This window comes from Nocardioides flavus (ex Wang et al. 2016) (assembly GCF_014653115.1).
GTDB lineage: Bacteria > Actinomycetota > Actinomycetes > Propionibacteriales > Nocardioidaceae > Nocardioides > Nocardioides flavus.
In genome coordinates, this window is sequence record NZ_BNAD01000001.1 from 320,958 (window position 1) to 343,178 (window position 22,221).

A 22,221-nucleotide genomic window follows, 5' to 3' on the forward strand; every position below is an offset into this window, starting at 1 on the left:
GTCGTGAGGCGGGCGGCCGTCTGGCCCGACGGGCGCTGGCACTACCGCAGGTCGCTGGCGTCGCGGGTCGCCGTCCTCACCACGCTCGTGCTGGGGCTGCTGATCGCGGCGATGGCCCTCACCGCGTTCTTCGTGATGCGCCAGCAGCTGATGAGCTCGCTCGACCAGTCGCTGCTCAACCGCGCGCACCGCGCGACCGCCGACACCACCCTGTCCCGGATCACCGCGAAGGGCGTGCCGTCGTGGGTGCTCGGTGCGGCGGACGTACGGATCATCCTGATCACCGCCGACGGGCGGGGCATGTCGGGCTCGGGCATCCCGACCTTCACCCTCGGCCAGCCTGAGTACGACGTGGTCACCGGGCAGCGCGAGTCGGCCGTGCGGACCCTCGTCACCGAGGAGGGGGAGCGCTTCCGGGTCGCGACCGTCGGCGCCGGCAGCGGCCAGGCGCTGATCCTCGCCCAGCCCCTCGCCCCCAACGACCGGACGCTGGAGAAGCTCGGCGGCGTGCTCTTCGTCTTCGGTGCGCTCGGCCTGCTCGCCGCCCTGCTGGCCGGCTGGCTGGTCGCCAAGAACGGGCTCAGGCCCGTACGCCGCCTCACCTCAGCGGTCGAGCGGATCGCGATGACCGAGGACCTGTCGCCGCTGCGGGTGGAGGGCGACGACGAGGTGGCGCGCCTCGCGACCGCCTTCAACCAGATGCTGCTGGCCCTCGGCGCCTCCCGCGACCGGCAGCGGCGCCTGGTCGCCGACGCGAGCCACGAGCTGCGTACGCCCCTGACCTCCCTGCGGACCAACCTCGACCTGCTCCGGCAGGCCGAGGGCAACACCGCCCTCTCCACCCAGGCGCGCCTCGAGCTGCTCGACGACGTGCGCGGCCAGATCGAGGAGCTCAGCGCGCTGGTCGGCGACCTCGTCGAGCTCGCCCGCGACGAGCCGACCTCCCACGTGGTGGCCCGCGTCGAGCTCGCCGAGGTCGTGGACCGGGCCGTGAAGCGCGTGCGGCGGCGCGCGCACGGGGTGGGCTTCGACGTCGACCTCGAGTCCTGGCCGGTGGTCGGCGACGCCAACAGCCTCGAGCGCGCGGTGACCAACCTCCTCGACAACGCCGCCAAGTGGAGCCCCGCCGACGGCACCGTCACCGTGCGCCTGACCGGCGGCGTGCTCACCGTCGACGACCAGGGCAGCGGCGTGGCCGAGGCCGACCGCCCGCACGTGTTCGAGCGGTTCTACCGAGCCGAGGAGTCACGCGCCATGCCCGGTTCCGGGCTCGGGCTGGCCATCGTGCAGCAGGTCATCGACCGCCACGGCGGGCAGATCCGGGTCTCCGAGGCGCCCGGCGGTGGGGCGCGGTTCTCGATGTGGGTGCCGGGGGTCGGAGCTGCAACGCCGGGTTAGTGCACCTACCCACCCCCGTGCATCAGGGTGGGTACGGCCTGCCGGCCCGGTCACAGCGCCTGGTCGAAGACCCGCAGCAGCCGCTCGGCCTTCCACTGCGTCTCCGCCCACTCCTCGGGGAGGTCGGACTGCACGGTGATGCCGCCGCCGGTGCCGAGGACCCAGGTGCCGCTGCCGTCGGTGACCAGCGAGCGGATGACGACGCCGAGGTCGGCAGGGCCGTCGCCGCTGATCCACCCGAACGCCCCGGCGTACGCGCCGCGCGGCGTCGCCTCGACCTCCTCGATCACCTCCATCGTCCGGCGCTTCGGCGCGCCCGTCATCGACCCTGCGGGGAACAGCGCGCGCAGCGCCGCGACGGTCGAGACGTCGTCGCGGAGCCGGCCGCGGACGGTGGAGACGAGCTGGTGCACCGACTCGTACGACTCGACCTGCATCAGGGCGGGCACCTCCACCGAGCCGACCTCGCAGACCAGTGACAGGTCGTTGCGGAGCAGGTCGACGATCATCAGGTTCTCCGCGCGCGTCTTGGGCTCGCGCGCCAGTCGACCGCGCTGCTCCTCGTCCTCCTCGGGAGTGGCACCGCGGGGCGTGGTGCCCTTGATCGGCTTCGTCTCGAGGTGCCGGTCGGCGGTGACCAAGGCGTACCGCTCCGGCGAGCTCGACAACAGCCAGGCGCGCGCGCCGGGCACGTCGTGCTGGAGGAACCCGCTGTACGGCGCGGGGTTGAGCGCGCGGAGGCGGATGTAGGCCGCGACGGGGTCGAGGTCGGACGTGCGGGTGAGCCGGTGGGTGAGGTTGACCTCGTAGGAGTTGCCGGCGTGGAGGTGCTCCTGGACGCGGCCGAAGGCGGCGGCGTACGTACTGGGAGGGGTGTCCTGACTCCTGGAGGCCGTTGCAACCCCCTCCAGGAGCGAGAATCCCCGCTCGAGCGGGGATTCTGCGGAGGCCCCCGCCCGCCCCTCGGCAACCACCGAAGGGTGCTCGAAGACCCGCACCTCCCCCGGCCGCATCCAGACCGCGTCGGGCAGGAACGGGTCGGGGGTGGCGGGCAGGTCGGTGCGGGCGGCGTACCCGAGGTAGCCGAACCACTGCTCCCCCGCGGCGATCCGCTCCTCGAGCACGGTGAAGACGTCGTCGCCGACGACCTGCGTGGACCCGCCGGCGTGCAGGGTGACCTCGCGCCGGGCAGCCGACCACGACAGGGACGGGTCGTCCTCGTGGAGCCAGCCGATGATCGACCGGCGACCGGACCACTCGCGGGCGCCGCCGCCGTCGAGCCAGAAGCAGCGCGGGCGCAGTGACGCCACGTCGCGGAAGAAGGACACCGGATCCATCTCGCTCACTCGGGGTCCCCGCGGCGTTGTTCGGGGGAGCGGAGCGGAGGAGAAGAACGTCGTGGGGTGCGATCGAGGAAGTTCCTCACGATCGCCTCGCCGTGCTCGGACAGCACCGACTCGGGGTGGAACTGCACGCCCTCCAGCGGCAGGTCGACGTGCCGCACGCCCATCACGACGCCGTCCTCCGACCACGCCGTGGCCACGAGGGCGGCTGGCAGCTCGACGGCGCCCAGCGAGTGGTAGCGCACCGCGGCGAACCCCTGCGGCAGCCCGGCGAGCACGCCGGCCCCGTCGTGGCGGATCGAGGCGACCTCGCCGTGCGCCGGCCGCAGGCGCGAGACGGTCCCGCCGTACGCCGCCACCAGCCCCTGCATCCCCAGGCACACGCCGAGCACGGGCCGCCTCCCGTCACGGAGCACCGCGGTGCCCACGGAGAAGTCCGCCTCGGAGTCGGGGCTCCCCGGCCCCGGGGACAGCACCACGTGCGAGTGCCGCAGCACGTCCTCGGCACCGACCTCGTCGTGCTGCACCACCCGCGGCAGCTCGCCCGTCACGGCGGCGACGAGGTGCACCAGGTTCCACGTGTAGGAGTCGTGGTGGTCCACCACGATCACGTCCGGTCGCACGCAGCGACCCTAGTGCTAGCGGCGCACTGCCCGGCACGCCTCCGCCACCGGCTGGTCACCGGTCTCCCGGCAGCCGTCGAACGCGGTGAGCCTCTCCATCAGCGCGGCCACCTCGTCGCGCCGCGACTTCCGGGCGAAGTCGTTGCGCCGCTCGAACCGGTCCTTGCGGTAGGAGTAGAACTCATAGCCCCAGGTCGTCCGGTTGCGCCGCGGGTCGAGGTCGAAGCGCGCCAGCAGCGCCGTACGGCTCCGCACCGCCGTGAACGACGGGATCCGGTCGAGCTCGGAGCCGGTGAAGGCGGCGTCGGGGTCGTCGCCGGTCAGCGTCTGCTGGGTGTGCTCGAGGAAGGCGTACGACTGGCGCACCAGCGACGGCTGGGTCAGCGTCGGCACCAGCGAGAGGCCGCTGCGGAACGGTGCCGGCGACAGCCCGGCCAGCTCCTCGAAGGTCGGCGCGAGGTCGATGTTGCTGGTGACCTCGCGGCGCTTGCCCGGGACCACGCCCGGGCCGGTGACCAGCAGCGGGACGCGGGAGTCGGTGTCGTACGGCGTCCCCTTGCCGCGGCCGAGGCCGTTCTGTCCGAGGTGGAAGCCGTTGTCGGAGGTGAGCACGACGTAGGTGTGGGGCCCGACGGTGCGCAGGATCCTCGACACCAGGCGGTCGGCCGACTGCGCCATCCGCGCCCGGTCGCGCAGGTCGCGGACCGCGACGGCGGCCGGGAGCGTCCGCACGGTGTTCCAGGCGCGCGCCCGCGAGCCGTCGGCCAGGCGCGGACGGTTGTCCCGGCGCTGGTCGGCGAAGCCCGGCAGGTCGGCGACCGTGAGCTTGCGGCAGGCCACCCGGCCACAGCTGCGCGGGCCCGACCTGTCGCGGAACATCGGGGGGAAGAGCGGGTCGCCGGCGTAGTGCGGCTCGGGGTTCACCCGGTTGTGCGGGGCGTAGAGCGATACCTCGAGGAAGTAGGGCGCGTCGGAGGCCTCGTTGGCCTTCACGAAGTCCATCGCGAGGTCGCCGATGACGGTCCCGGCGTACGCCTCGTCCTTGGCCGCGTCGCTCGCGCTCGCGGGCGGCGCCGGGTGCTGCACCAGCCGCAGGCGCTGGCCGTCGAGCGTGGTGCTGGCGAAGTCCCAGCCGTCGTAGGCGGACCCGAAGACGGTGTTGAAGGTCGTCCATCCCGGCACGACGGGCGGCAGCGCCCGGCCGGGCGACCACTCGTACTCGTTGAGGAACTTGCCGATGAAGCCGGTGTGGTAGCCCGCCTCCTGCAGCCGCACGTTGAACGCCCGCTCGGGGTTGCCGTTGGTGTCGTAGGCCGGCCACCCGCCGAGGCGCGAGGTGCCGCGGTTGGAGGTGTTGGTACGCACCCCGGTCTGGTGGGGGTACTGCCCGGTGAAGAAGCTCGACCGCGACACGCAGCACAGCGAGTCGGTGACGAAGGAGTGCGGATAGCTCGCACCGGCCTTGCGCATGCGCTGTGCCGACCGCATCGTCTGCACGAGGTCCATCGAGAAGTCGTCGAGCATCACCACGACGATGTTGGGCCGCCTGGCGCGCGCGGCCGCGGGGGCGAGCTCGCCCACCGCCGACGCCGTGCTCTCCGTACGCGGCGGCGCGACGCCGTCCGGCCTCCGCTCCCCGCCGGGCGGCCCGGTAACCGCCCCGCATGCCGTCAACGCCAGCAGGCACAGGCCTGCCACGGCTCCCCTGATCTTCCGCACTGCTCCCCCGTCGTGTCCCGCGATGGCTACCTAGGGTGACGCCGCAGGCGGCCCGACGGTTGCCCGCCACGCCGAGACTTCGTCATCCGTCGGATGCCTCGACCTGGATCGAGGGGTGTCCGCAGCCCGCGGTAGTCAGGGACGTTCTGGTCGGGTCTTGGCCCGTTGCGCCTACGAGAACGTCCCTGACTACCCGGGTTCGGGAGGGCGGGGACACCGATCGACGTCCGACCAAGGGACAGGACAGAGGTCAGGACAGCAGGTCGCGGACCGCTGCGTGGAGCAGGTCGTAGCCGTTCTCGGTGAGGATCGACTCGGCGTGGAACTGGATGCCGCGGTAGTGCGGGCCGATGATCGCGTGCACGTCGCCGGTGGCCTCGTCGGCCTCGACCCGTACGCCGGCGGGCAGGGTGGCGCCGTCCGGCACCCGGCCCACGAAGGTGTTGTAGAAGCCGACGCGCTCCGTGCGGCCGTCGAGGCGCACCGGCGACTGCGTGCCCTGGAAGACGACGTCCTTGTAGCCGAGGTCGAGGCCGAGTCGGTGGCACAGCGTCTGGTGGCCCAGGCACACCGCGAGGAACGGCTGACCGGAGGCCAGCAGGTCGTCGACGGCCCGGCGGAACGCGGCGATCTTGGGGTGGTCGCCCTCGCGCGGGTCGCCCGGGCCGGGGCCGACGATGACCAGGTCGGCGCCGTCGAAGGCCCCGGGGGCGTAGTCCTCGTGCCGCACGACCCGCGAGGTCACGCCGAAGACGCCGAGCACGTGGACGAGCATGTTCACGAAGTCGTCCTCGCCGTGGAGGATCACCGCCTGCTTGCCGGCCAGCCCCGGGTCGGCGGGCTCGCCGGCCTGGTCGGTCAGCCAGAACCGGGACAGCCGCTGGTTGCGGGTGCCGAGCGCGAGCAGGACGTCCTCGTCGCGCGTGAGCTCGGCGATGTCGGTCCCGTCGGAGGTGGCCGCCGGGGCCAGGCCGAAGGCGCTCAGGATGCCGCCGGCCTTCGCGCGCGTCTCGGCGACCTCGTACGCCGGGTCGGAGTCGCGGACCAGTGTCGCCCCCGCGGTGACCTTGAGCTCGCCGGCCGGTGAGACGTCGGCGGTGCGGATCAGGATCGGGCTGTCCATGGTCGGGGTGCCGTCGGGCGAGCGCCCGAACAGTGCCAGCGCGGCACCGTAGTAGCCGCGACCCTCGGGCTCGTACTCGGCGATCAGCCGGCACGCGTTCTCGACGGGCGCGCCGGTGACGGTCGCGGCGTACATCGTGTCGCGCAGGATCTCGCGGTGGTCGCGGTCGGAGCGGCCGGCGAGGAGGTACTCGGTGTGGATCAGGTGCGTCATCGGCTTGAGGAACGGCCCGAGCACCTGGCCGCCCTCGTGGCAGATGTCGCACATCATCTTGAGCTCCTCGTCGACGACCATGAAGAGCTCGAAGACCTCCTTCTCGTCGTCGAGGAACTCCAGCAGCCGCTCCTTCAGCCCGTCGCCGTGCCCGGCAACGCGGAAGGTGCCCGATATCGGGTTCATCCGTACGTCGCCCTGCCGCACCGAGACGTGGCGCTCCGGGCTGGCCCCGATGAGGAAGCGCTCGCCGGTGAAGAAGCAGAACGTCCAGTACGCCCCGCGCTCGCGCTCCAGGAGCCGGCGCAGCACGGTGAGCGCGCGGGAGGCGTCCCAGTCGGCGACGACCGCGCGGTAGTGCCGGCCGATGACGAGGTTGGCGCCCTCGCCCTGGCCGATCTCGTCGCGGATGATCGCCTCGACCACCTCGGCGTAGTCCTCGTCGCCGGTCGTGAACCCACCGCGGTCGGCGAACTCCACGGGCACGTCGGGCAGCGCGGCGAGCAGGGCGTCGACCGACACCTCGTGCTCGGCCTCGATGTCGACGACCGTCAGCGGCGTGCCGTCGTCGATGGCGGCGAACCCGCGCTCGTGCACCTGCCGGAACGGCACGGCGACCAGGCGGTCGGCGCTCCGTCCCGTCTCGGGGGCGCCGGTCTCGAGCGGGATGTCGAGCAGCGACGCGACCTCGTGGGGCGTGCCGCCGATCAGGCCGGCCGTCGGGGAGGCCTTGCGCCGGATGACCGCCCACGCGCCGTACCCCTGGATCTGCTCCAGGAGGTCACGGACGGCGGGGATCTCGGTCATGGCCGAAACCCTACGGGCGCCCTCGTGTGCCCTTCCGGCCTGTCCGCCGAGCGGCCGGTGGGCGGAATCGGGTGACACACCGGACCCGGTGACGTCACCCGCCGTCCCCGATCACTCGAGCTGGGTCGCGATCCACCGCTGGAGCTCGGCGATCCCGTCGCGGAGGCTGACCCTGGGCCGCCAGTCGAGCTGCCGGAGGGTGGCCTCGACGTCGCAGGAGGCGTGGCGCACGTCGCCGTCGCGGTACTGGCCGGTCACGTGCGGCGCGGGCGCGGAGTGGTAGGCAGCGATCTCGCGGGCCAGGTCGCCGATGGTGGTGCGAACACCGCTGCCGACGTCGACGATGCGCACGTGGTCGGCCGGCTTGCGCGCGATCGCTGCCACCAGGGCGTCGACGACGTCGTCGATGTAGACGAAGTCGCGGGTGATGTCGCCGTCCTCGTAGAGCGGGATCGACTGTCCCTCGCGGGCCATCCGGGAGAAGAGCGAGACGATCCCGGTGTAGGGGTTGGACAGCGACTGGCGGGGGCCGTAGACGTTCTGCAGGCGCAGGATGGAGAGTCGCGTGTCGCGCGATCCGGTCCATGCGGACAGGATCTGCTCCTGCGCGAGCTTGGTCGCGCCATAGACGTTGATGGGGTTGGGATGCGTCCCGTCGACCGTGTTGGGGACGTGGGCGGCGCCGTCGCCGTGGTCCCAGCTCCCGGCCTCCAGCTGGGCGTGCGTGCGCAGCCCGGGCTGGAAGGTGGAGCCGTCGGCGTTGCGCCACACGCCCTCGCCGTAGACCGCGCGCGAGCTGGTCAGCACGAAGTGGCTCGGCACGTGACCCGCCCGGGTGAAGGAGTCGAGCAGCTGGGTCGTGCCGACGACGTTCACCATGCCGTGGCGAGTGCTCTCGTCCAGGGACTGGGCCGTGCCGGTCTCCGCGGCCAGGTGCACCACGGTGTCAGGGCGCAGGTCGGCGACCACCGCGTCGAGGTCGTCGGCACTGGTGACGTCTCCCACGCGCAGGTCGACCGACCCGGGGAGGTCGGTCGGCGCCAGCGAGCCCGGGTGCACCTGGGGGTGCAGGCTGTCGAGCACCACCCACTCCTCTGCGCGGTCCGCGAGCTCTCGAGCGAGGGTCGTACCGATGAAGCCGGCACCGCCGGTGACGAGGACACGGCCTCCGGCCAGGGATGGGGTTGGCATGGACCCAGCCTAGGATCTGTCCGCCGTGGCCGCGGTGTCGGCACCCACCCACCTCAGCCCCGGCCTGCCTGGGCCGGGGACCGCTGCCGGCTAGGGGTACTTCACCGTGACGCTGACCCAGTCCACCAGCATGCTGGGCCGGCTGCCGCCCGCGACCACGTGCTCGGGCAGCACCGCCTTGTTGGACAGGCGGAGATGGAAGGGGACGGAGTTGCCGGGGACGCGCCGGGCGTCCGGCGTCGACGCCACCTCGTACGTCGTGCCGCCCTGGCCGTCGCGCGCCGAGAAGAGGACGCCCTCGCCGCCGATCGCGAAGTCCGCGGCGTACTCCCAGTAGACGCTCCACGGCTCGGCTCCGGGCGGGAAGGCCTGCGTCACGGGCCAGAGCTCGGGCCCACGTCCGGTGGCGGCACACGCGTTGGCAGCGGTCTCGGGGGTGTCGTCGTAGCAGATGTGGGACCCGACCTGGGCTCCTGCCGGCTTGAGCGGGCCGTAGCTCTCGATCACGTCGATCTCACGGGGGTCGGCGCCATCGGGGTGCTGCACCCAGAACGCGGCGTAGCCGCTTCCGGTGTCGGGCATCACGAGGCTGGCGGTGACCCGCACCTGGGTCCCGACCGGGAGGGTCCACCCCGCGGTGCTGCGGATCTGGGCGAGCGGTCCGACGTCGAGCTGACCCACCCCGTTCTGGGCGGCGGGACCGTGGCCGGGCATCGTGTGCCACTGCTCCGACTGGGCACCGGGGGGCCCGTCGAAGCCGTCGAAGAACACCTGCTCCCACCCCCACGTGGCGTCCGGGTCGGAGTCGGCGGTGTCACCGCGGGCCAGCGAGGCGTGGGCCGCGGACCCCTGGACCGTCACGGCGGCCCACACGACCGAGACCAGCACGACGACGACGCGCGCGAGCAGTGACATCATCCTCCGAGCGGTGTGCAGGTCGAGGTCATCCGACGGTGGTCAGGAGCTGGGTCGCACGGGTCAGCACGACGTAGAGCGTGGCACGGCCCGTGGCCGACTCGTCCTCGATCTCCTGCGGCCGGACCACGACGATGCCGTCGAACTCCAGGCCCTTGGTGTCGAGACCGGTGAGGACGACGATGCGGTCCTCGCCGCTCGGCGTGACGCTGGAGTCCACGGCCGCGCGGGCCCCGGGGGCGTCGTCGGCCACCTCCGGCCACGACGCGAGCCAGGCGTTGACCTCCGAGCGGCGGGCGGCCGGCACGACGATGCCCACGGTGCCCTCGACACGCCCGGCGGTCGTGGTGACCGCCTCGCGCACCGCGGCCTCGAGGTCGTCGACGGGCCCGACCACCTGCGGCTCCTCGCCCGTACGGCGCACCGCGTCCGGCAGGTCGGCGTCGAGGCCGACGCGGCGGGCGTAGTCGGCGGCGAAGGCGTAGATCTCGGCCGAGTTGCGGTAGTTGGTGGACAGGTGGAACTCGTGGACGTCCTTGCCCTCGAGCGCCTCCGCGCGGGCGGCGGCCGCCTCGGGGGCGTCGGGCCACGACGACTGCGCGGGGTCGCCGACGATCGTCCAGCTGGCGGCGCGGCCGCGACGACCGACCATCCGCCACTGCATCGGCGTGAGGTCCTGGGCCTCGTCGATGAGGACGTGGGCGTAGCCGTCGTCCTCGATGCGGTGCGTCGGCGGCGCCCAGGAGCGCCCGCCGGGGGCGTACTCGCGCTCGGAGATGGTGGTGAGCTCCTGGAGGTCCACCCCGCCCTCGAGCAGCCCGGTCTCGTCGAGGTCGCGCTCGTCGTCGGTGCGCTGCGGGACGTCGCCGAGGGCGTAGCGCAGCTCGTCGACCAGCGGGACGTCCTCGATGGAGAGGTCCCCGGCGGCCCACGACTTGAGCAGCAACGCCTGGTCCTCCCGCGACACCACGCCCTCGCCGACCCGGGCGAGGAACTCGGGGTCGCGCAGCCAGCCGAACACGGTCTGCGCGTCGAGCGGCGGCCACCAGGCCGACGCGAACTCGACGAACCCGGCGTGGCCGAGCATGTCGTCGTCGAAGGCCTCGCGGCCGCGCTCCTTGCCGCGCTCGCCGCTCACCTGGCGCCACATCGCGTCGAGGAGGGTCTTCGCCACGCGGGGCAGCTGGCGGTTGCGGCGCCCCTGCGACATCAGCTGGCGACGCAGCCGGCCGAGCAGGCCGGGGTCGAGCACGATGGTCTCGTCGCGCCAGTAGATCCGGAAGCTGGTCGGGGCGCCGGGCGCGTGCTGGCGCGCGGTGCGGCGCAGCAGCTCGGCCATCCGCGTGGCCCCCTTGACGTCGGCGACCGCAGGCTCGTCGTGGCGTGTCGCGCGGAGGCCGCCCACGACCTCACCGAGCGAGCGCAGCGCGACGGCGGTCTCGCCCAGGCTGGGCAGGACGCGCTCGATGTAGCGCATGAAGACGCCGCTCGGTCCGACGACGAGCACGCCGCCACCCTCGTAGCGGCGCCGGTCGGAGTAGAGCAGGAAGGCCGCCCGGTGCAGCGCGACGACGGTCTTGCCGGTGCCGGGTCCGCCGGAGATCGACACGACGCCCTTGCCCGGCGCACGGATCGCCTGGTCCTGCTCGGCCTGGATCGTGGCGACGATCGAGTGCATCGAGCGGTCGCGGGCCCGGGAGAGCTGGGCCATCAGGGCACCCTCGCCGACGATCGGCAGGTCGGTCTCGGCTTCCTGGTCGAGCAGCTCGTCCTCGACGCCGATGACCGTGCGGTGCAGCGAGCGCAGCACGCGACGGCGTACGACGCCCTGCGGGGTCGCGGCCGTGGCCTGGTAGAACACGCCGGCCGCGGGTGCGCGCCAGTCGATGAGCAGCACGTCGCGATCGGCGTTGCGCACGCCGATGCGGCCGATGTAGCGCGGCTGCGCGTCGATCGACGGGTCGAGGTCGAGACGTCCGAAGACGAGTCCCTCGTGCGCCGCGTCGAGCTGGGCGATCCGCTTGGCCGCCTGGAAGACCATCGCGTCGCGTTCGACGAGGCCACCCTCGTGCTCCAGCTTGCCGCGGCTGTGCCCCTCGGCCGCCAGCGCCCGCGCGCTGCGCGTCGATGCCTCCAGCTGGACGTAGACCTCGTCGACGTACGCCTGCTCCGCCGCGATCTCCCGCGCCTCGAGCTCCTCGCTCACTCCTGCTCCTCATCCCCCCGATGAACAACCCGCCCCACCGTCTCGGGGCAGACCGGAAAGCGTACCGGCGCACCCTGCGCGCCGCCGACTCCGCGGCGATGTGTGGACCGGCGCGCGCGGTCACCCCGCCAGGAGCACCGCACCCGCGAGGCACACCACCGCCCCGGCCGTACGGACCCGGTCGACCCGGTCGAGCGTGCGGAGCAGGTCACGGCGCTCGGCGGGCGCCACCGCGGCGAGCCGCCCGTGCATCGGAGCCGCCAGCGCGGCCGTGGTGACCACGGCCAGCGCCCCGCCGACCGTGGCCAGCCACGTGCCCACCGCCTGGGGCTCGACCGCGACCGTCCAGGCCAGCAGCGCCACGAGCGGGACGTAGAGCAGCCCGACCAGCGGGGCGATGCGCCGCGAGTGCCGCGCGTGTGCCTCGTCCCACGCGTCGTCGGTCGTGTCGCCGAGTGCCGGGTAGACGACGAGGTCGACCGTCAGCTGGAAGCCGAGGTGGGCCGCCGCGACCACCAGCAGCCACGGTCCGGGCTCGGTCAGGCTCACCCGAAGGCTTCCGGGCCGAGGTCGTGCTCGCCGGCGGCGATGGCTTCGACGATGCGCCGCGCCACGTCCCCCGGGTCCTTTCCAGCAGGCAGCCGTGGCGCCTGCCCGGACAGCGGCCGCGTGGCCAGCCCGGTCTCGGTGTGCGGCGGGCGCACGTCGAGCACGTCGACGCGACTGCGCCGCAGCTCGGTCCGCAGGGACACGGCAGCTGCGCTCAGCGCGGCCTTGCTCGCCGAGTACGCCGCCATCCGCGGCATCGGCTGCTCGGCGACGACGGCGCTGACCTGGGCCACGAAGCCCTGCGACTCCTCCAGCAGCGGCAGCACCCGTCGCAGCAGGAGCAGCGGACCGACCACGTTGGCGAGGAAGAGCTCCTCCACGACCTCGTCGGGGGTGTCGGCGAGGGAGCCGAAGGCGACGACGCCGGCGGCGTTCACCAGTCCGTCGAGCCCACCGAGGTGCTCACGAGCGGCTCGGGCGACGTCCTCCCCCGCGCGGGCGTCACCCAGGTCGGCGACCACCCGCCCCTCGCCGGGGAGCGCCGCGAGCCGCTCGGCGTCGCGCCCGACCACCAGCACGCGGGCGCCGCGCGCCGAGAGCTCGGTCGTCAGGAGCGACCCCAGCACCCCGGTGGCGCCGACGACCGCGATGCGGGCGCCGTCGAGGGGACGGGGGGTCTGGTGGGCGACGGGCATGGGGGCTCCTCCCGGAAGGGGGTCTCACCCCCTTCTCTCCCGCAACGGCCGTCGCGGATGCAGTCGGGGGCTACTTCCCGCGGGAGAGGAAGGCCGTCATCGCCTCGCGCGCCTCGTCGGAGGCGAACAGCCGCGTGCTGGTCGCAGCCATCTCCTCGCCGAGCGCGTCGATGCGGGCGACGAGGTCGCGGTTGAGGATCCGCTTCGACTCGCGCAGCCCTTGCGGCGCACCCGTGGCCAGGCTGGCGCACGTGGCCGCCACCTCCTCGTCCAGTCGCTCCGCCGGCACCGCCTTCGTGACGAGCCCGTACGCCGCGGCCTCGGCGCCGCTGAACACCTCACCGCCCAAGGTGGTGAGGGCAGCGGCGCGCGGGCTCATCCGGTGGTGGACGGTGAGGCTGATGATCGCCGCGGCGAGGCCGAGCTTGACCTCGGTGAGCGCGAAGGTGGCCTCCTCGGCGCTGATCGCGATGTCGGCCGCGGCGACGATGCCGATGCCGCCGGCGCGTACGGCACCGAGGTTCTTGGTCACGACGGGCTTGTCGAGCGTGGCGATGAGCCGCTGCAGGTCGACGATCCGGCGGGTGCCGGCCTCCATGCCCTCCGTCGAGGCCTCGGTGAGGTCGGCCCCGGAGCAGAAGACCTTGCCCGAGCTCTCGACCAGCACCACGCGTACGGCCTCGTCGGCCGCGGCCCGCTCGAGGTGGCCGAAGAGCTCGGTCACCAGCTGGCGGCTCAGTGCGTTGCGATTGGCGGGGCTGTCGAGGGTGATCGTGGCGACGGCGTCGGCCACGGCGTAGTGGACGAGCTCCGCGGGGGCGTCGTCGGTGGGGGCGGTCATGGCATGCATCCTGCCGCACCGCCCGCGGTAGTCCAGTGGCGTCCTGTCGGGCCCCTTCGGTAGTCCAGTGCCGAGGTGTCGTCCGGAAGCCCGCCGCACAGCAGGTCGCCACTGGACTACCCCGAGCCCGCCGCACAGCAGGTCGCCACTGGACTACCGGGAGGGCCCCACCCCCATCCGCAGCACCCGCCGCTCCGAACCCCACCCATGCAGACCTCCGAGCAGCGGTCCCGGCCCCGCACGCCGCGCCACGCGGCGTACGGCGTCCTCGCCACCCTCGTCGGCCTGGCAGCCGCCCACCTCGTGGCGGCCCTGACGGTCCCGGCCGCCTCGCCGGTGCTGGCCGTCGGCTCGACGGTCATCGACCTGACCCCGACCCCGGTCAAGGAGTGGGCGATCCGGCAGTTCGGCAGCGCCGACAAGATCATCCTCATCGGGTCCGTGACGGTCGTCGTGCTGCTGCTGTCGGCCATCGCCGGCGTCATCACCGCGCGGCGCGAGACGACCGGTCTGCTCGTGCTGGTGGGCCTCGCCGGAACCGCCGGCGTGCTCGCCGTCCTGCGTCCCGGAGCCGGGCCGCTGGACCTCCTTCCTGCCCTGGTCGCCGCCGCTGTCGGCGCCACGTCCCTGTGGTGGCTGCACCGCGTGGACGGCCGGGCTCCCGCGGAGCCGTCGTCGGGGGTCGACGGCCCGACCCGACGCGGGGTCGTGCTGGCCACCGGCGGTCTCGCCGCGGCCGCAGTCGCCATGGGGGCGCTCGGCCGCTGGGTGACGTCGTACCGCCTCGGCGGCACCGACGTCGCACTGCCGGTCGCCACCGACCCCGCGTCGCCGTTCCCCACCGGCCTGGAGGAGACGTACGACGGCATCACGCCGCTGCGCACCCCCACCGGGGAGTTCTACCGCGTGGACACGCGCCTGACGCTGCCCACCGTGGACGTCGACTCGTGGACGCTCACGATCGACGGCGACGTCGAGCAGGAGGTCACGCTGACCTTCGACGACCTCGCCGCGATGGACACCGTCGAGCGCGACATCACCCTCACCTGCGTGTCCAACGAGGTCGGTGGCCCCTACGTCGGCGGTGCGCGCTGGCTCGGCGTGCCGCTCGCCGACGTCCTCGCCCGCGCCGGCATCGACGCGACGAGGGCCGACCAGATCCTCTCCACCGACGTCGACGGCATGACGATCTCGACCCCGCTCGCCGTCGCCCTCGACGGGCGCGACGCGATCATCGCGATCGGGATGAACGGCGGCCCGCTGCCGCGCGCCCACGGTTTCCCGGCGCGGATGGTCGTGCCCGGCCTGTACGGGTTCGTCAGCGCCTGCAAGTGGATCACCCGGATGACCCTCACGACCTACGACGCCGAGCAGGCGTACTGGACCGAGCGCGACTGGGCCACCGACGCCCCGATCAAGATCTCCAGCCGCGTCGACACCCCCAAGCCACTGTCGAGCACCGCGGCCGGCACGGTCGTCATCGGCGGGATCGCCTGGGCCCAGGGCTCGGGCATCGACAAGGTCGAGGTCCGCATCGACGGCGAGGCGTGGCGCCCCGCCCAGCTCGGTCCTCAGGTGAGCGACGACTACTGGCGCCAGTGGTACGTCGAGTGGGACGCCGAGCCCGGCCAGCACTTCATCGCCTGTCGCGCCACCAACAAGGACGGCGACGTGCAGACCGACGTACGGATGACGCCGTTCCCCGAGGGATCGAGCGGCCTGCAGGAGATCGCGGTCACCATCACCTGAGCCGTCTGTCCAAGGCTTGTCCAAAGTTTTTTCCGAAATCACCCATCCGCCCCCGCCGTCGCACCGAACACCTCTCGACAGCGGGCCCCACGGGCCCCACTGGCCCCAACCGAAAGGCACTGCCATGAAGACCAAGATCCGCACCCGCTCCATGGGCCTCGCCGCCCTCGCCCTGACCGCGTCCATGGGTCTGGCCGCCTGCGGCAACGAGGCCGACACCGACAGCGCCGCCGAGCCCACCACCTCCGAGGCCCCCATGGAGTCCGAGGAGGAGACGGAGGACATGGAGTCCGAGGAGCCGATGGCCGCCGACGCCCCGTTCGGTCCCGGCTGCGCCGGTGTCCCCACCAGCGGTGAGGGCTCCGTCGAGGGCATGGCCGACGACCCGGTCGCGACTGCCGCGTCCAACAACCCGCTCCTCAAGACGCTGGTCGCCGCCGTCGGCGAGGCCGGCCTGGGAGACACGCTGAACTCCGCCGAGGCGCTCACCGTGTTCGCCCCGACCGACGACGCCTTCGCCGCCATCCCGAAGAAGGACCTCGACGCGCTCCTCGCCGACAAGGAGGCCCTCACCCAGGTCCTCACCTACCACGTGGTCGGCGAGCGCCTCAGCCCCGAGGACGTCGCGGGCGAGCACGAGACCCTCTCCGGCGAGATGCTGACCGTCGAGGGCGAGGGCGAGGAGTTCACCATCGGTGACGCCAGCGTCGTCTGCGGCAACGTGCAGACCGCCAACGCGACCGTCTACGTCGTCGACCAGGTCCTGATGCCGCAGATGTGATCGTCCCCCAGGACGCACACTGCAAGGATGACTGACGTGGACCACGTGAGGCCCGTACCGGACGGGGCGCCCCAGGGCGTCCCGTCCGGGGGCGATTCCCCCAGGCTCGCCGACCTGCTGCACCGCTCGGCGCTCGGAGACGAGAGCGCCTTCGCGGAGTTCTACGACGCCACCTCGGCGCGGGCGTACGGACTCGCGCTCCGCGTGGTCCGCAACCCGGCGCACGCCGAGGAGGTCACCCAGGAGGCCTACCTCGACGCGTGGCGCTCCAGCACGAGGTTCGACCCCGCCCGGGGGAGCGCCGCGGGCTGGCTGCTCACGATCGTCCACCGCAAGGCCGTCGACCGGGTCCGCTCGGTCGAGGCCGCCTCGTCCCGCGACGAGACGTGGAACCGGGAGAGCATGCCGGTCGACCACGACCAGACGGCCGAGGCGGCGCACGCCTCGCTCGAGGCCGCACGCGTCCGCAGCGCGGTCGCCACCCTGACCGACGTGCAGCGCCAGGCCGTCGAGCTCACCTACTTCGGCGGCTACACCCACACCGAGGTCGCCACCCTGCTCGACGTCCCGTTGGGCACAGCCAAGACACGAATACGCGACGGAATGATCCGCCTGCGAGACCTGATGGGAGTTGCGTCATGAGCGATCTGCACAAGCTCACCGGCGCCTATGCGATGGACGCGCTCGACGAGCTCGAGCGCGCCCGGTTCGAGCAGCACCTCGCCCAGTGCGACGACTGCCGCGCCGAGGTGGCCGAGCTCCGCGAGACGGCCGCGCTGCTCTCCGAGACCGTCGCGGTCCCCCCGCCGACCTCGCTGCGCGAGTCGGTGCTCGCCGGCATCTCCCAGGTCCGTCCCCTCGCCCCCGAGGTGCCCGCCCCCGGCCCGGCGCCGGCCCCCGTACGCTCCGAGCACCCGGACAGGCGGCGTGGCTGGATGCCCTTTCTGGTCGCGGCAGCACTCGCGATCTTCGTCGGTCTCGGCGCGATGATCGTCGCTCCGTGGGCTGATGACGACGAGGTCCCGCGGCTGACGGCCGCCGAGCAGGTGCTCCAGGCCCCCGACGCGGAGGAGGTCTTCCTCGACCTCGGCGAGGCCGGGCGCGCCACCGTCGTCCGGTCGAAGTCGCAGGACAAGGCGGTCATCACGACCGAGGACATGGTCTCGGCCCCGGAGGGCAAGGACTACGAGCTGTGGTTCATGTCGCCCGAGGAGGAGTTCGTCGCGGCCGGTCTGATGCCCGACGCGCCCGACCAGACCGTCGTGCTCGACGGCTCCGCGGCCGAGGCCGTCGCCGTGGGCATCACGGTCGAGCCCGAGGGCGGGTCCGACCAGCCGACCAGCGACCCGATCGCCCTGTTCGACCTGACCGAGGCCACGTGACGTCCCCACCGCAGGAGGCCGGCACCGAGCAGCGCCGGATCGCGGTCGTCGGCTCCGGCGTCGCCGGCCTGACGGCTGCCTGGATCGCCTCGCGCACCGCGCACGTGACGCTCTACGAGGCCGACGACCGGCTGGGCGGCCACGCGGACACCCACCGGGTCGCGACCGCCGACGGCGAGCTCGCCATCGACACCGGCTTCATCGTCCACAACCGGCGGACCTACCCCACCCTGCTGCGGCTCTTCGCCGAGCTGGGCGTGGAGACCCAGCCGTCGGAGATGTCGCTGTCGGTGAGCGACGCCGGCACCGGTGTCGAGTACGCCGGGGCGCTCGGCCCGCGCGGGCTGTTCGCCCAGCGCTCGTCGCTGCGCTCGCGCGAGCACTGGCGGATGCTGCTGGAGATCCCGCGCTTCCACCGCCGCGCCCGCGCCGTCCTCCGTACGCCCGCAGCCGCGGACGACCAGACGCTGCGTGACTTCCTGGCCTCCGGCGGCTTCTCGCCCGGCTTCGTGCGCCACTTCATGGAGCCGCTCGTGGCGGCCGTGTGGTCGTGCGACCCGGCCACCTCCCTCGACTACCCCGCGCGCTACCTCTTCACCTTCCTCGAGCACCACGGCATGCTCGCCGTGTTCGGCTCGCCGCAGTGGCGCACGGTGACCGGCGGGTCCGGGACCTACGTCGCTCGCGTGGCCGCCGGCCTCCACGACGTCCGGCTCGAGACCAAGGTGACGTCGGTGCGCGAGCTCGCCGACGGCGTAGAGGTCACCGACGGCAGCGGTGCCACCACCCGCTTCGACGCCGTCGTCGTCGCCACCCATCCCTCGCACGCGCTGGCCATGCTCGAGTCGCCGACCGACCTCCAGCGCGAGGTCCTCTCGGCCCTGCCCTACAGCAGCAACCCCGCGCTGCTGCACACCGACACCTCGCTCCTGCCGGCCGCCGCCGGCGCCCGCGCGTCGTGGAACTTCTTCCGTCCCGAGGACGAGACCGGCGCGGTCACCGTGACGTACGACCTCACCCGCCTCCAGCGGCTCCCGACCGAGACCCACTACCTCGTCACGCTCGGCGGCGAGGACCTCGTCGACCCGGCGACGGTCATCGACCGGATGGAGTACGAGCACCCGCTCTACACCCCCGGGTCGGTGGCCGCCCAGCGGCGCCTGCCCGAGATCAACGGCGAGCGGGTCGCCTTCGCCGGCGCCTACCACGGGTGGGGCTTCCACGAGGACGGTGCGCGATCCGGTCTCGCGGCCGCCACCCACCTCGGGCTGCGGTGGGCCCGCACCTCCACGGTGCTGCCCACGCCGGGGCGCTTCGAGACGACGATCCGCCACACCCGGCGCACGCCGTTCCGGCGCAGCTTCGAGCACCGCTCGACCTTCTGGCTGGTCGACCTCGACGACCTGCCAGACCACGGCGTCCTCGCCCGCTTCGAGGCCCGTGACCACCTCGGATCCCCCGAGCGCACGCTGCGCGACAACGTCGAGTCGTTCCTCGCCGACAACGGCGTCTCGCTCGGCGACGGCACGCGGCCCGGCACGATCCTGATGGCCGCGCACCCGCGCACCCTGGGTCACTGCTTCAACCCGATCAGCATCTTCTGGTGCTTCGACGACGCGGGCCACCAGGCAGGCGTGGTCGTCGAGGTCCACAACACCTACGGCGACCGCCACGCCTACCTCGTCCACCCCGACGAGCAGGGCCGGGCGCGCACCGACAAGGCGATGTACGTCTCGCCGTTCCACGGGGTCGACGGCTCGTACGACGTGGCCGTCCCGCTGCCGACCGACCGGCTCCACGTGGCGGTCACCCTGCGCGGGCACGACGGCGAGGCCGGTGGCTCGGCCCCGTTCAGCGCGAGCCTCACCGGCACGCGCAGCGACATCCCCGTCCGCAGGACCCTCGGCGCCGCGCTGCGCGGCAGCGCGCTGATCCGGGCGCACGGCATCTGGCTGTGGGCCCGGCGGCTGCCGATCCGCCCCCGACCCACCCACCGACAGGAGGGCGTGCGATGACCGTCGAGAAGGACCGACCCGCCGTGGCCCGCACCCAGGGCATGCCGCCGCTCGAGCCCATCGTCTCCGGCCCGCGCACGGCGGTCTCGGCGGCCGTCGCGAAGCGGCTGTTCCGCGCCGCCGTCTCCCGGCTGGCCGTCACCGTGGTCGAGGAGCCCACCGGACGACGACTCGGCCGGGGCGGACCCGTGATGCGCCTGCACCGCCCCGAGGAGTTCTACGCCCGCCTGGGGCGCGACGGCCTCATCGGCTTCGGCGAGGCCTACCTCACCGGCGCGTGGGACGCCGAGGACCTCGCCGGCTTCCTCACCGTGCCCGCCGCCCGGATGGCCACCCTGGTCCCGCAGCCGCTGCAGCACCTGCGCGCCCTCGTGACCCCCCGGCTGCCCAGCCACCACCGCAGCACCGAGGACAACAGCCAGGCCAACATCTCCCACCACTACGACCTGTCCAACGACCTCTTCCGGCTCTTCCTCGACGAGACACTGAGCTACTCCTCGGCCCTCTTCGACACCACGCAGCAAACGGAGTCCGCGGGGCCGGGCTCGGTCGCCGAGCACCTGGTCGCCACCACCCCTGAGCCGGTCGACCACGACGACCCGCGCCGCCACGGGCCCGACCTCGCCGAGGCCCAGGGCCGCAAGATCGAGCGGATGCTCGACCAGGCCGGCGTGACCGAGGGCACCCGGGTGCTGGAGATCGGCACCGGCTGGGGCGAGCTCGCCATCCGGGCCGCTCGCCGTGGGGCGCACGTGCACACGATCACGCTCTCGGTCGAGCAGCTCGAGCTCGCCGAGGAGCGCATCGCCGCCGCCGGGTTCGCCGATCGGGTCGAGGTCGAGCTGATGGACTACCGAGCGCTCGCGGCCGCCGGCCGTACCTACGACGCGGTGCTCTCGGTCGAGATGATCGAGGCGGTCGGCCACGAGTTCTGGGGCACCTACTTCCAGACCATCGACCAGGTGCTCGACCCGGGCGGCCGGGTCTCGATCCAGGCGATCACGATGCCCCACGACCGGATGCTCGCCACCCGTGACAGCCACACCTGGATCAACAAGTACATCTTCCCCGGCGGGTTCCTGCCTAGCGTCGAGGTGATCGACGAGATCACCCGCGACCGCACCACGCTGCGGCTCGTCGACCAGCTCGAGATGGGCACCCACTACGCCGAGACGCTCCGGCGCTGGGACCGCCGGTTCCTCGCCAACCGCGCGGCTGTCCTCGCCCTCGGCTTCGACGACCTGTTCACCCGGGTGTGGCACTTCTACCTCGCCTACTCCCAGGCCGGGTTCGCCAGCGGCTACATCAACGTCTCGCAGCTCACCTTCACGAGGGGGACCCAGTGACCCAGACCGCTCCGCGCCCCAGCACCGGCACCGCCACCGGCACGACCGGGGGCGTCGCCGCGCGTCTCGCCGAGGCGGTCCGGCCCTTCATCGGCGGGGATCTCCCGGTCCGCCTCGAGGCCTGGGACGGCTCGGTCGCCGGCCCCGACGGCGCGCCCCTGGTGGTGCTCCGCTCCCCCGACGCCCTGCGCCGCCTGCTCTGGCACCCGGGCGAGCTCGGCGCCGCGCAGGCCTACGTCACCGGCGAGCTCGACGTCCCCGAGCAGGACGGCTGGGACCTCGGCTCCGCGCTCACCCACGCCTTCGCGGTCGGGGCCGAGCGCGGTCTGTCCGGCGTACGCCTCTCGCCCCGCGCGATGCTCGACGCGGTCCGTACGGCCGCCGGCCTCGGCGCACTCGGACGTCCGCCGGCACCCCCCGCGTCGCAGGCGCGGATCAAGGGGCGGCTGCACAGCCTGGCCCGCGACCGGTCGTCGATCAGCCACCACTACGACCTCTCCAACGAGTTCTACTCACTGGTCCTCGAGCCGCAGATGGCCTACAGCTGCGGCTACCACGCCACTCCCGACGTGTCGCTCGAGGAGGCGCAGCGCGCCAAGCTCGACCTGGTGTGCACCAAGCTCGGCCTGGAGCCTGGGATGCGGATGCTCGACGTCGGCTGCGGCTGGGGGTCGCTGTCGCTGCACGCCGCCGAGCACTTCGGCGCGCAGGTGACGGGGGTGACGATCGCGGCCGAGCAGAAGAAGTTCATCGACGCCCGCATCGCCGAGCGCGGGCTCGGCGACCGGGTCGAGATCCGCCTGCAGGACTACCGCGAGGTCCCCGAGCGCGACCACTTCGACGCCGTGGGCTCGCTCGAGATGGGCGAGCACGTCGGCGCCAGCAACTACCCGACCTACGTCGAGGTGCTGCGACGCGCGGTGAAGCCGGGCGGTCGCGTGCTGGTCCAGCAGATGTCGCGCCAGGGCGCGGGCGGCGGCAAGCACCCCGGCGGCGGCCCGTTCATCGAGTCGTTCATCGCCCCGGACATGACGATGCGTCCCGTCGGCGAGACCGTCGACCTGATCGAGTCCGGCGGGCTCGAGGTCCGCGACGTCCACGCGCTGCGCGAGCACTACGTGCTCACCGTCCACGGCTGGCTCGAGCGGTTCGAGGCCAACGTCGACCGGATCCGCGAGCTGGTCGGCGAGGAGGTGGTCCGCGTGTGGCGGCTCTACCTCGTCGGCGGTGCCCTCGCCTTCCGCGACGGCCGGATGGGGGTGGACCAGATCCTGGCGGTGCGCCCGGGCGCGCCCCACACCCTCCCGGCCGTGCGTGCATGGTGA

General features: G+C 73.1%; 18 protein-coding genes. 8 read left to right on the forward strand and 10 right to left on the reverse strand.

Annotated features, from left to right (window positions below):
* The first annotated feature begins 3 nt into the window (after window positions 1-3).
* Complete coding sequence (locus tag IE200_RS01560) at window positions 4-1,398, forward strand: HAMP domain-containing sensor histidine kinase (protein WP_229855949.1); 1,395 nt, start codon at window positions 4-6, stop codon at window positions 1,396-1,398.
* Window positions 1,399-1,448: 50 nt separating this feature from the next.
* Here IE200_RS01560 and IE200_RS01565 read toward each other — a convergent pair whose 3' ends face one another.
* From IE200_RS01565 to IE200_RS01610, 10 genes are all read right to left on the reverse strand, one after another.
* The gene (locus IE200_RS01565; protein ID WP_191277594.1) at window positions 1,449-2,735 is read right to left on the reverse strand and encodes an anthranilate synthase component I family protein; all 1,287 of its coding nucleotides are present in this window, start codon (window positions 2,733-2,735) and stop codon (window positions 1,449-1,451) included.
* A 5-nt stretch (window positions 2,736-2,740) separates the two neighbouring features.
* Window positions 2,741-3,364 (reverse strand): anthranilate synthase component II, encoded by a 624-nt coding sequence (locus IE200_RS01570; protein WP_191277595.1) that lies wholly within the window; start codon window positions 3,362-3,364, stop codon window positions 2,741-2,743.
* 15 nt (window positions 3,365-3,379) lie between these two features.
* Window positions 3,380-4,945, reverse strand: coding sequence for a sulfatase-like hydrolase/transferase (locus IE200_RS01575; protein WP_191277596.1), 1,566 nt, complete (start codon window positions 4,943-4,945; stop codon window positions 3,380-3,382).
* A gap of 388 nt (window positions 4,946-5,333) precedes the next feature.
* The gene (locus tag IE200_RS01580) at window positions 5,334-7,226 is read right to left on the reverse strand and encodes an anthranilate synthase family protein (RefSeq protein ID WP_191277597.1); all 1,893 of its coding nucleotides are present in this window, start codon (window positions 7,224-7,226) and stop codon (window positions 5,334-5,336) included.
* A 111-nt stretch (window positions 7,227-7,337) separates the two neighbouring features.
* Entirely contained in the window at window positions 7,338-8,417 is a 1,080-nt protein-coding gene (locus tag IE200_RS01585) for an NAD-dependent epimerase/dehydratase family protein (protein ID WP_191277598.1), read from the reverse strand.
* Window positions 8,418-8,507: 90 nt separating this feature from the next.
* Window positions 8,508-9,335: a LamG domain-containing protein gene (locus tag IE200_RS01590; RefSeq protein ID WP_191277599.1), complete on the reverse strand. Its 828-nt coding sequence runs from the start codon at window positions 9,333-9,335 to the stop codon at window positions 8,508-8,510.
* Window positions 9,336-9,360: 25 nt separating this feature from the next.
* On the reverse strand, window positions 9,361-11,538 hold the full coding sequence (locus tag IE200_RS01595; RefSeq protein WP_191277600.1) for a HelD family protein: 2,178 nt from the start codon (window positions 11,536-11,538) through the stop codon (window positions 9,361-9,363).
* Window positions 11,539-11,658: 120 nt separating this feature from the next.
* Window positions 11,659-12,087 carry a hypothetical protein gene (locus IE200_RS01600; protein ID WP_191277601.1) on the reverse strand — a complete coding sequence of 143 codons (429 nt, stop codon included), beginning with the start codon at window positions 12,085-12,087 and terminating at the stop codon, window positions 11,659-11,661.
* Window positions 12,084-12,782, reverse strand: coding sequence for an SDR family NAD(P)-dependent oxidoreductase (locus IE200_RS01605; RefSeq protein WP_191277602.1), 699 nt, complete (start codon window positions 12,780-12,782; stop codon window positions 12,084-12,086). Before IE200_RS01605 ends, IE200_RS01600 begins: the two co-directional genes overlap by 4 nt.
* A 70-nt stretch (window positions 12,783-12,852) precedes the next feature.
* A complete protein-coding gene (locus IE200_RS01610) occupies window positions 12,853-13,623 on the reverse strand; it encodes an enoyl-CoA hydratase-related protein (RefSeq protein ID WP_191277603.1) in 771 nt (256 codons plus the stop codon).
* Between the two features lie 207 nt (window positions 13,624-13,830).
* Here IE200_RS01610 and IE200_RS01615 point away from each other — a divergent pair, with 207 nt between their 5' ends.
* The 7 genes from IE200_RS01615 to IE200_RS01645 all read left to right on the forward strand — a co-directional run bounded on the left by IE200_RS01615 (window position 13,831) and on the right by IE200_RS01645 (window position 22,221).
* Window positions 13,831-15,372, forward strand: a complete 1,542-nt coding sequence (locus tag IE200_RS01615; RefSeq protein WP_191277604.1) for a molybdopterin-dependent oxidoreductase — start codon at window positions 13,831-13,833, stop codon at window positions 15,370-15,372.
* 124 nt (window positions 15,373-15,496) lie between these two features.
* Window positions 15,497-16,153 (forward strand): fasciclin domain-containing protein, encoded by a 657-nt coding sequence (locus IE200_RS01620; RefSeq protein WP_191277605.1) that lies wholly within the window; start codon window positions 15,497-15,499, stop codon window positions 16,151-16,153.
* Window positions 16,154-16,180: 27 nt separating this feature from the next.
* Window positions 16,181-16,795 carry an ECF RNA polymerase sigma factor SigK gene (gene sigK, locus IE200_RS01625; protein ID WP_191277606.1) on the forward strand — a complete coding sequence of 205 codons (615 nt, stop codon included), beginning with the start codon at window positions 16,181-16,183 and terminating at the stop codon, window positions 16,793-16,795.
* Entirely contained in the window at window positions 16,792-17,535 is a 744-nt protein-coding gene (locus IE200_RS01630) for an anti-sigma factor (protein ID WP_191277607.1), read from the forward strand. Before sigK ends, IE200_RS01630 begins: the two co-directional genes overlap by 4 nt.
* Complete coding sequence (locus IE200_RS01635) at window positions 17,532-19,550, forward strand: FAD-dependent oxidoreductase (protein WP_191277608.1); 2,019 nt, start codon at window positions 17,532-17,534, stop codon at window positions 19,548-19,550. The genes IE200_RS01630 and IE200_RS01635 overlap by 4 nt, the downstream gene beginning before the upstream one ends.
* Window positions 19,547-20,896: an SAM-dependent methyltransferase gene (locus tag IE200_RS01640; RefSeq protein ID WP_191277609.1), complete on the forward strand. Its 1,350-nt coding sequence runs from the start codon at window positions 19,547-19,549 to the stop codon at window positions 20,894-20,896. Before IE200_RS01635 ends, IE200_RS01640 begins: the two co-directional genes overlap by 4 nt.
* Window positions 20,893-22,221: an SAM-dependent methyltransferase gene (locus IE200_RS01645; protein WP_191277610.1), complete on the forward strand. Its 1,329-nt coding sequence runs from the start codon at window positions 20,893-20,895 to the stop codon at window positions 22,219-22,221. Before IE200_RS01640 ends, IE200_RS01645 begins: the two co-directional genes overlap by 4 nt.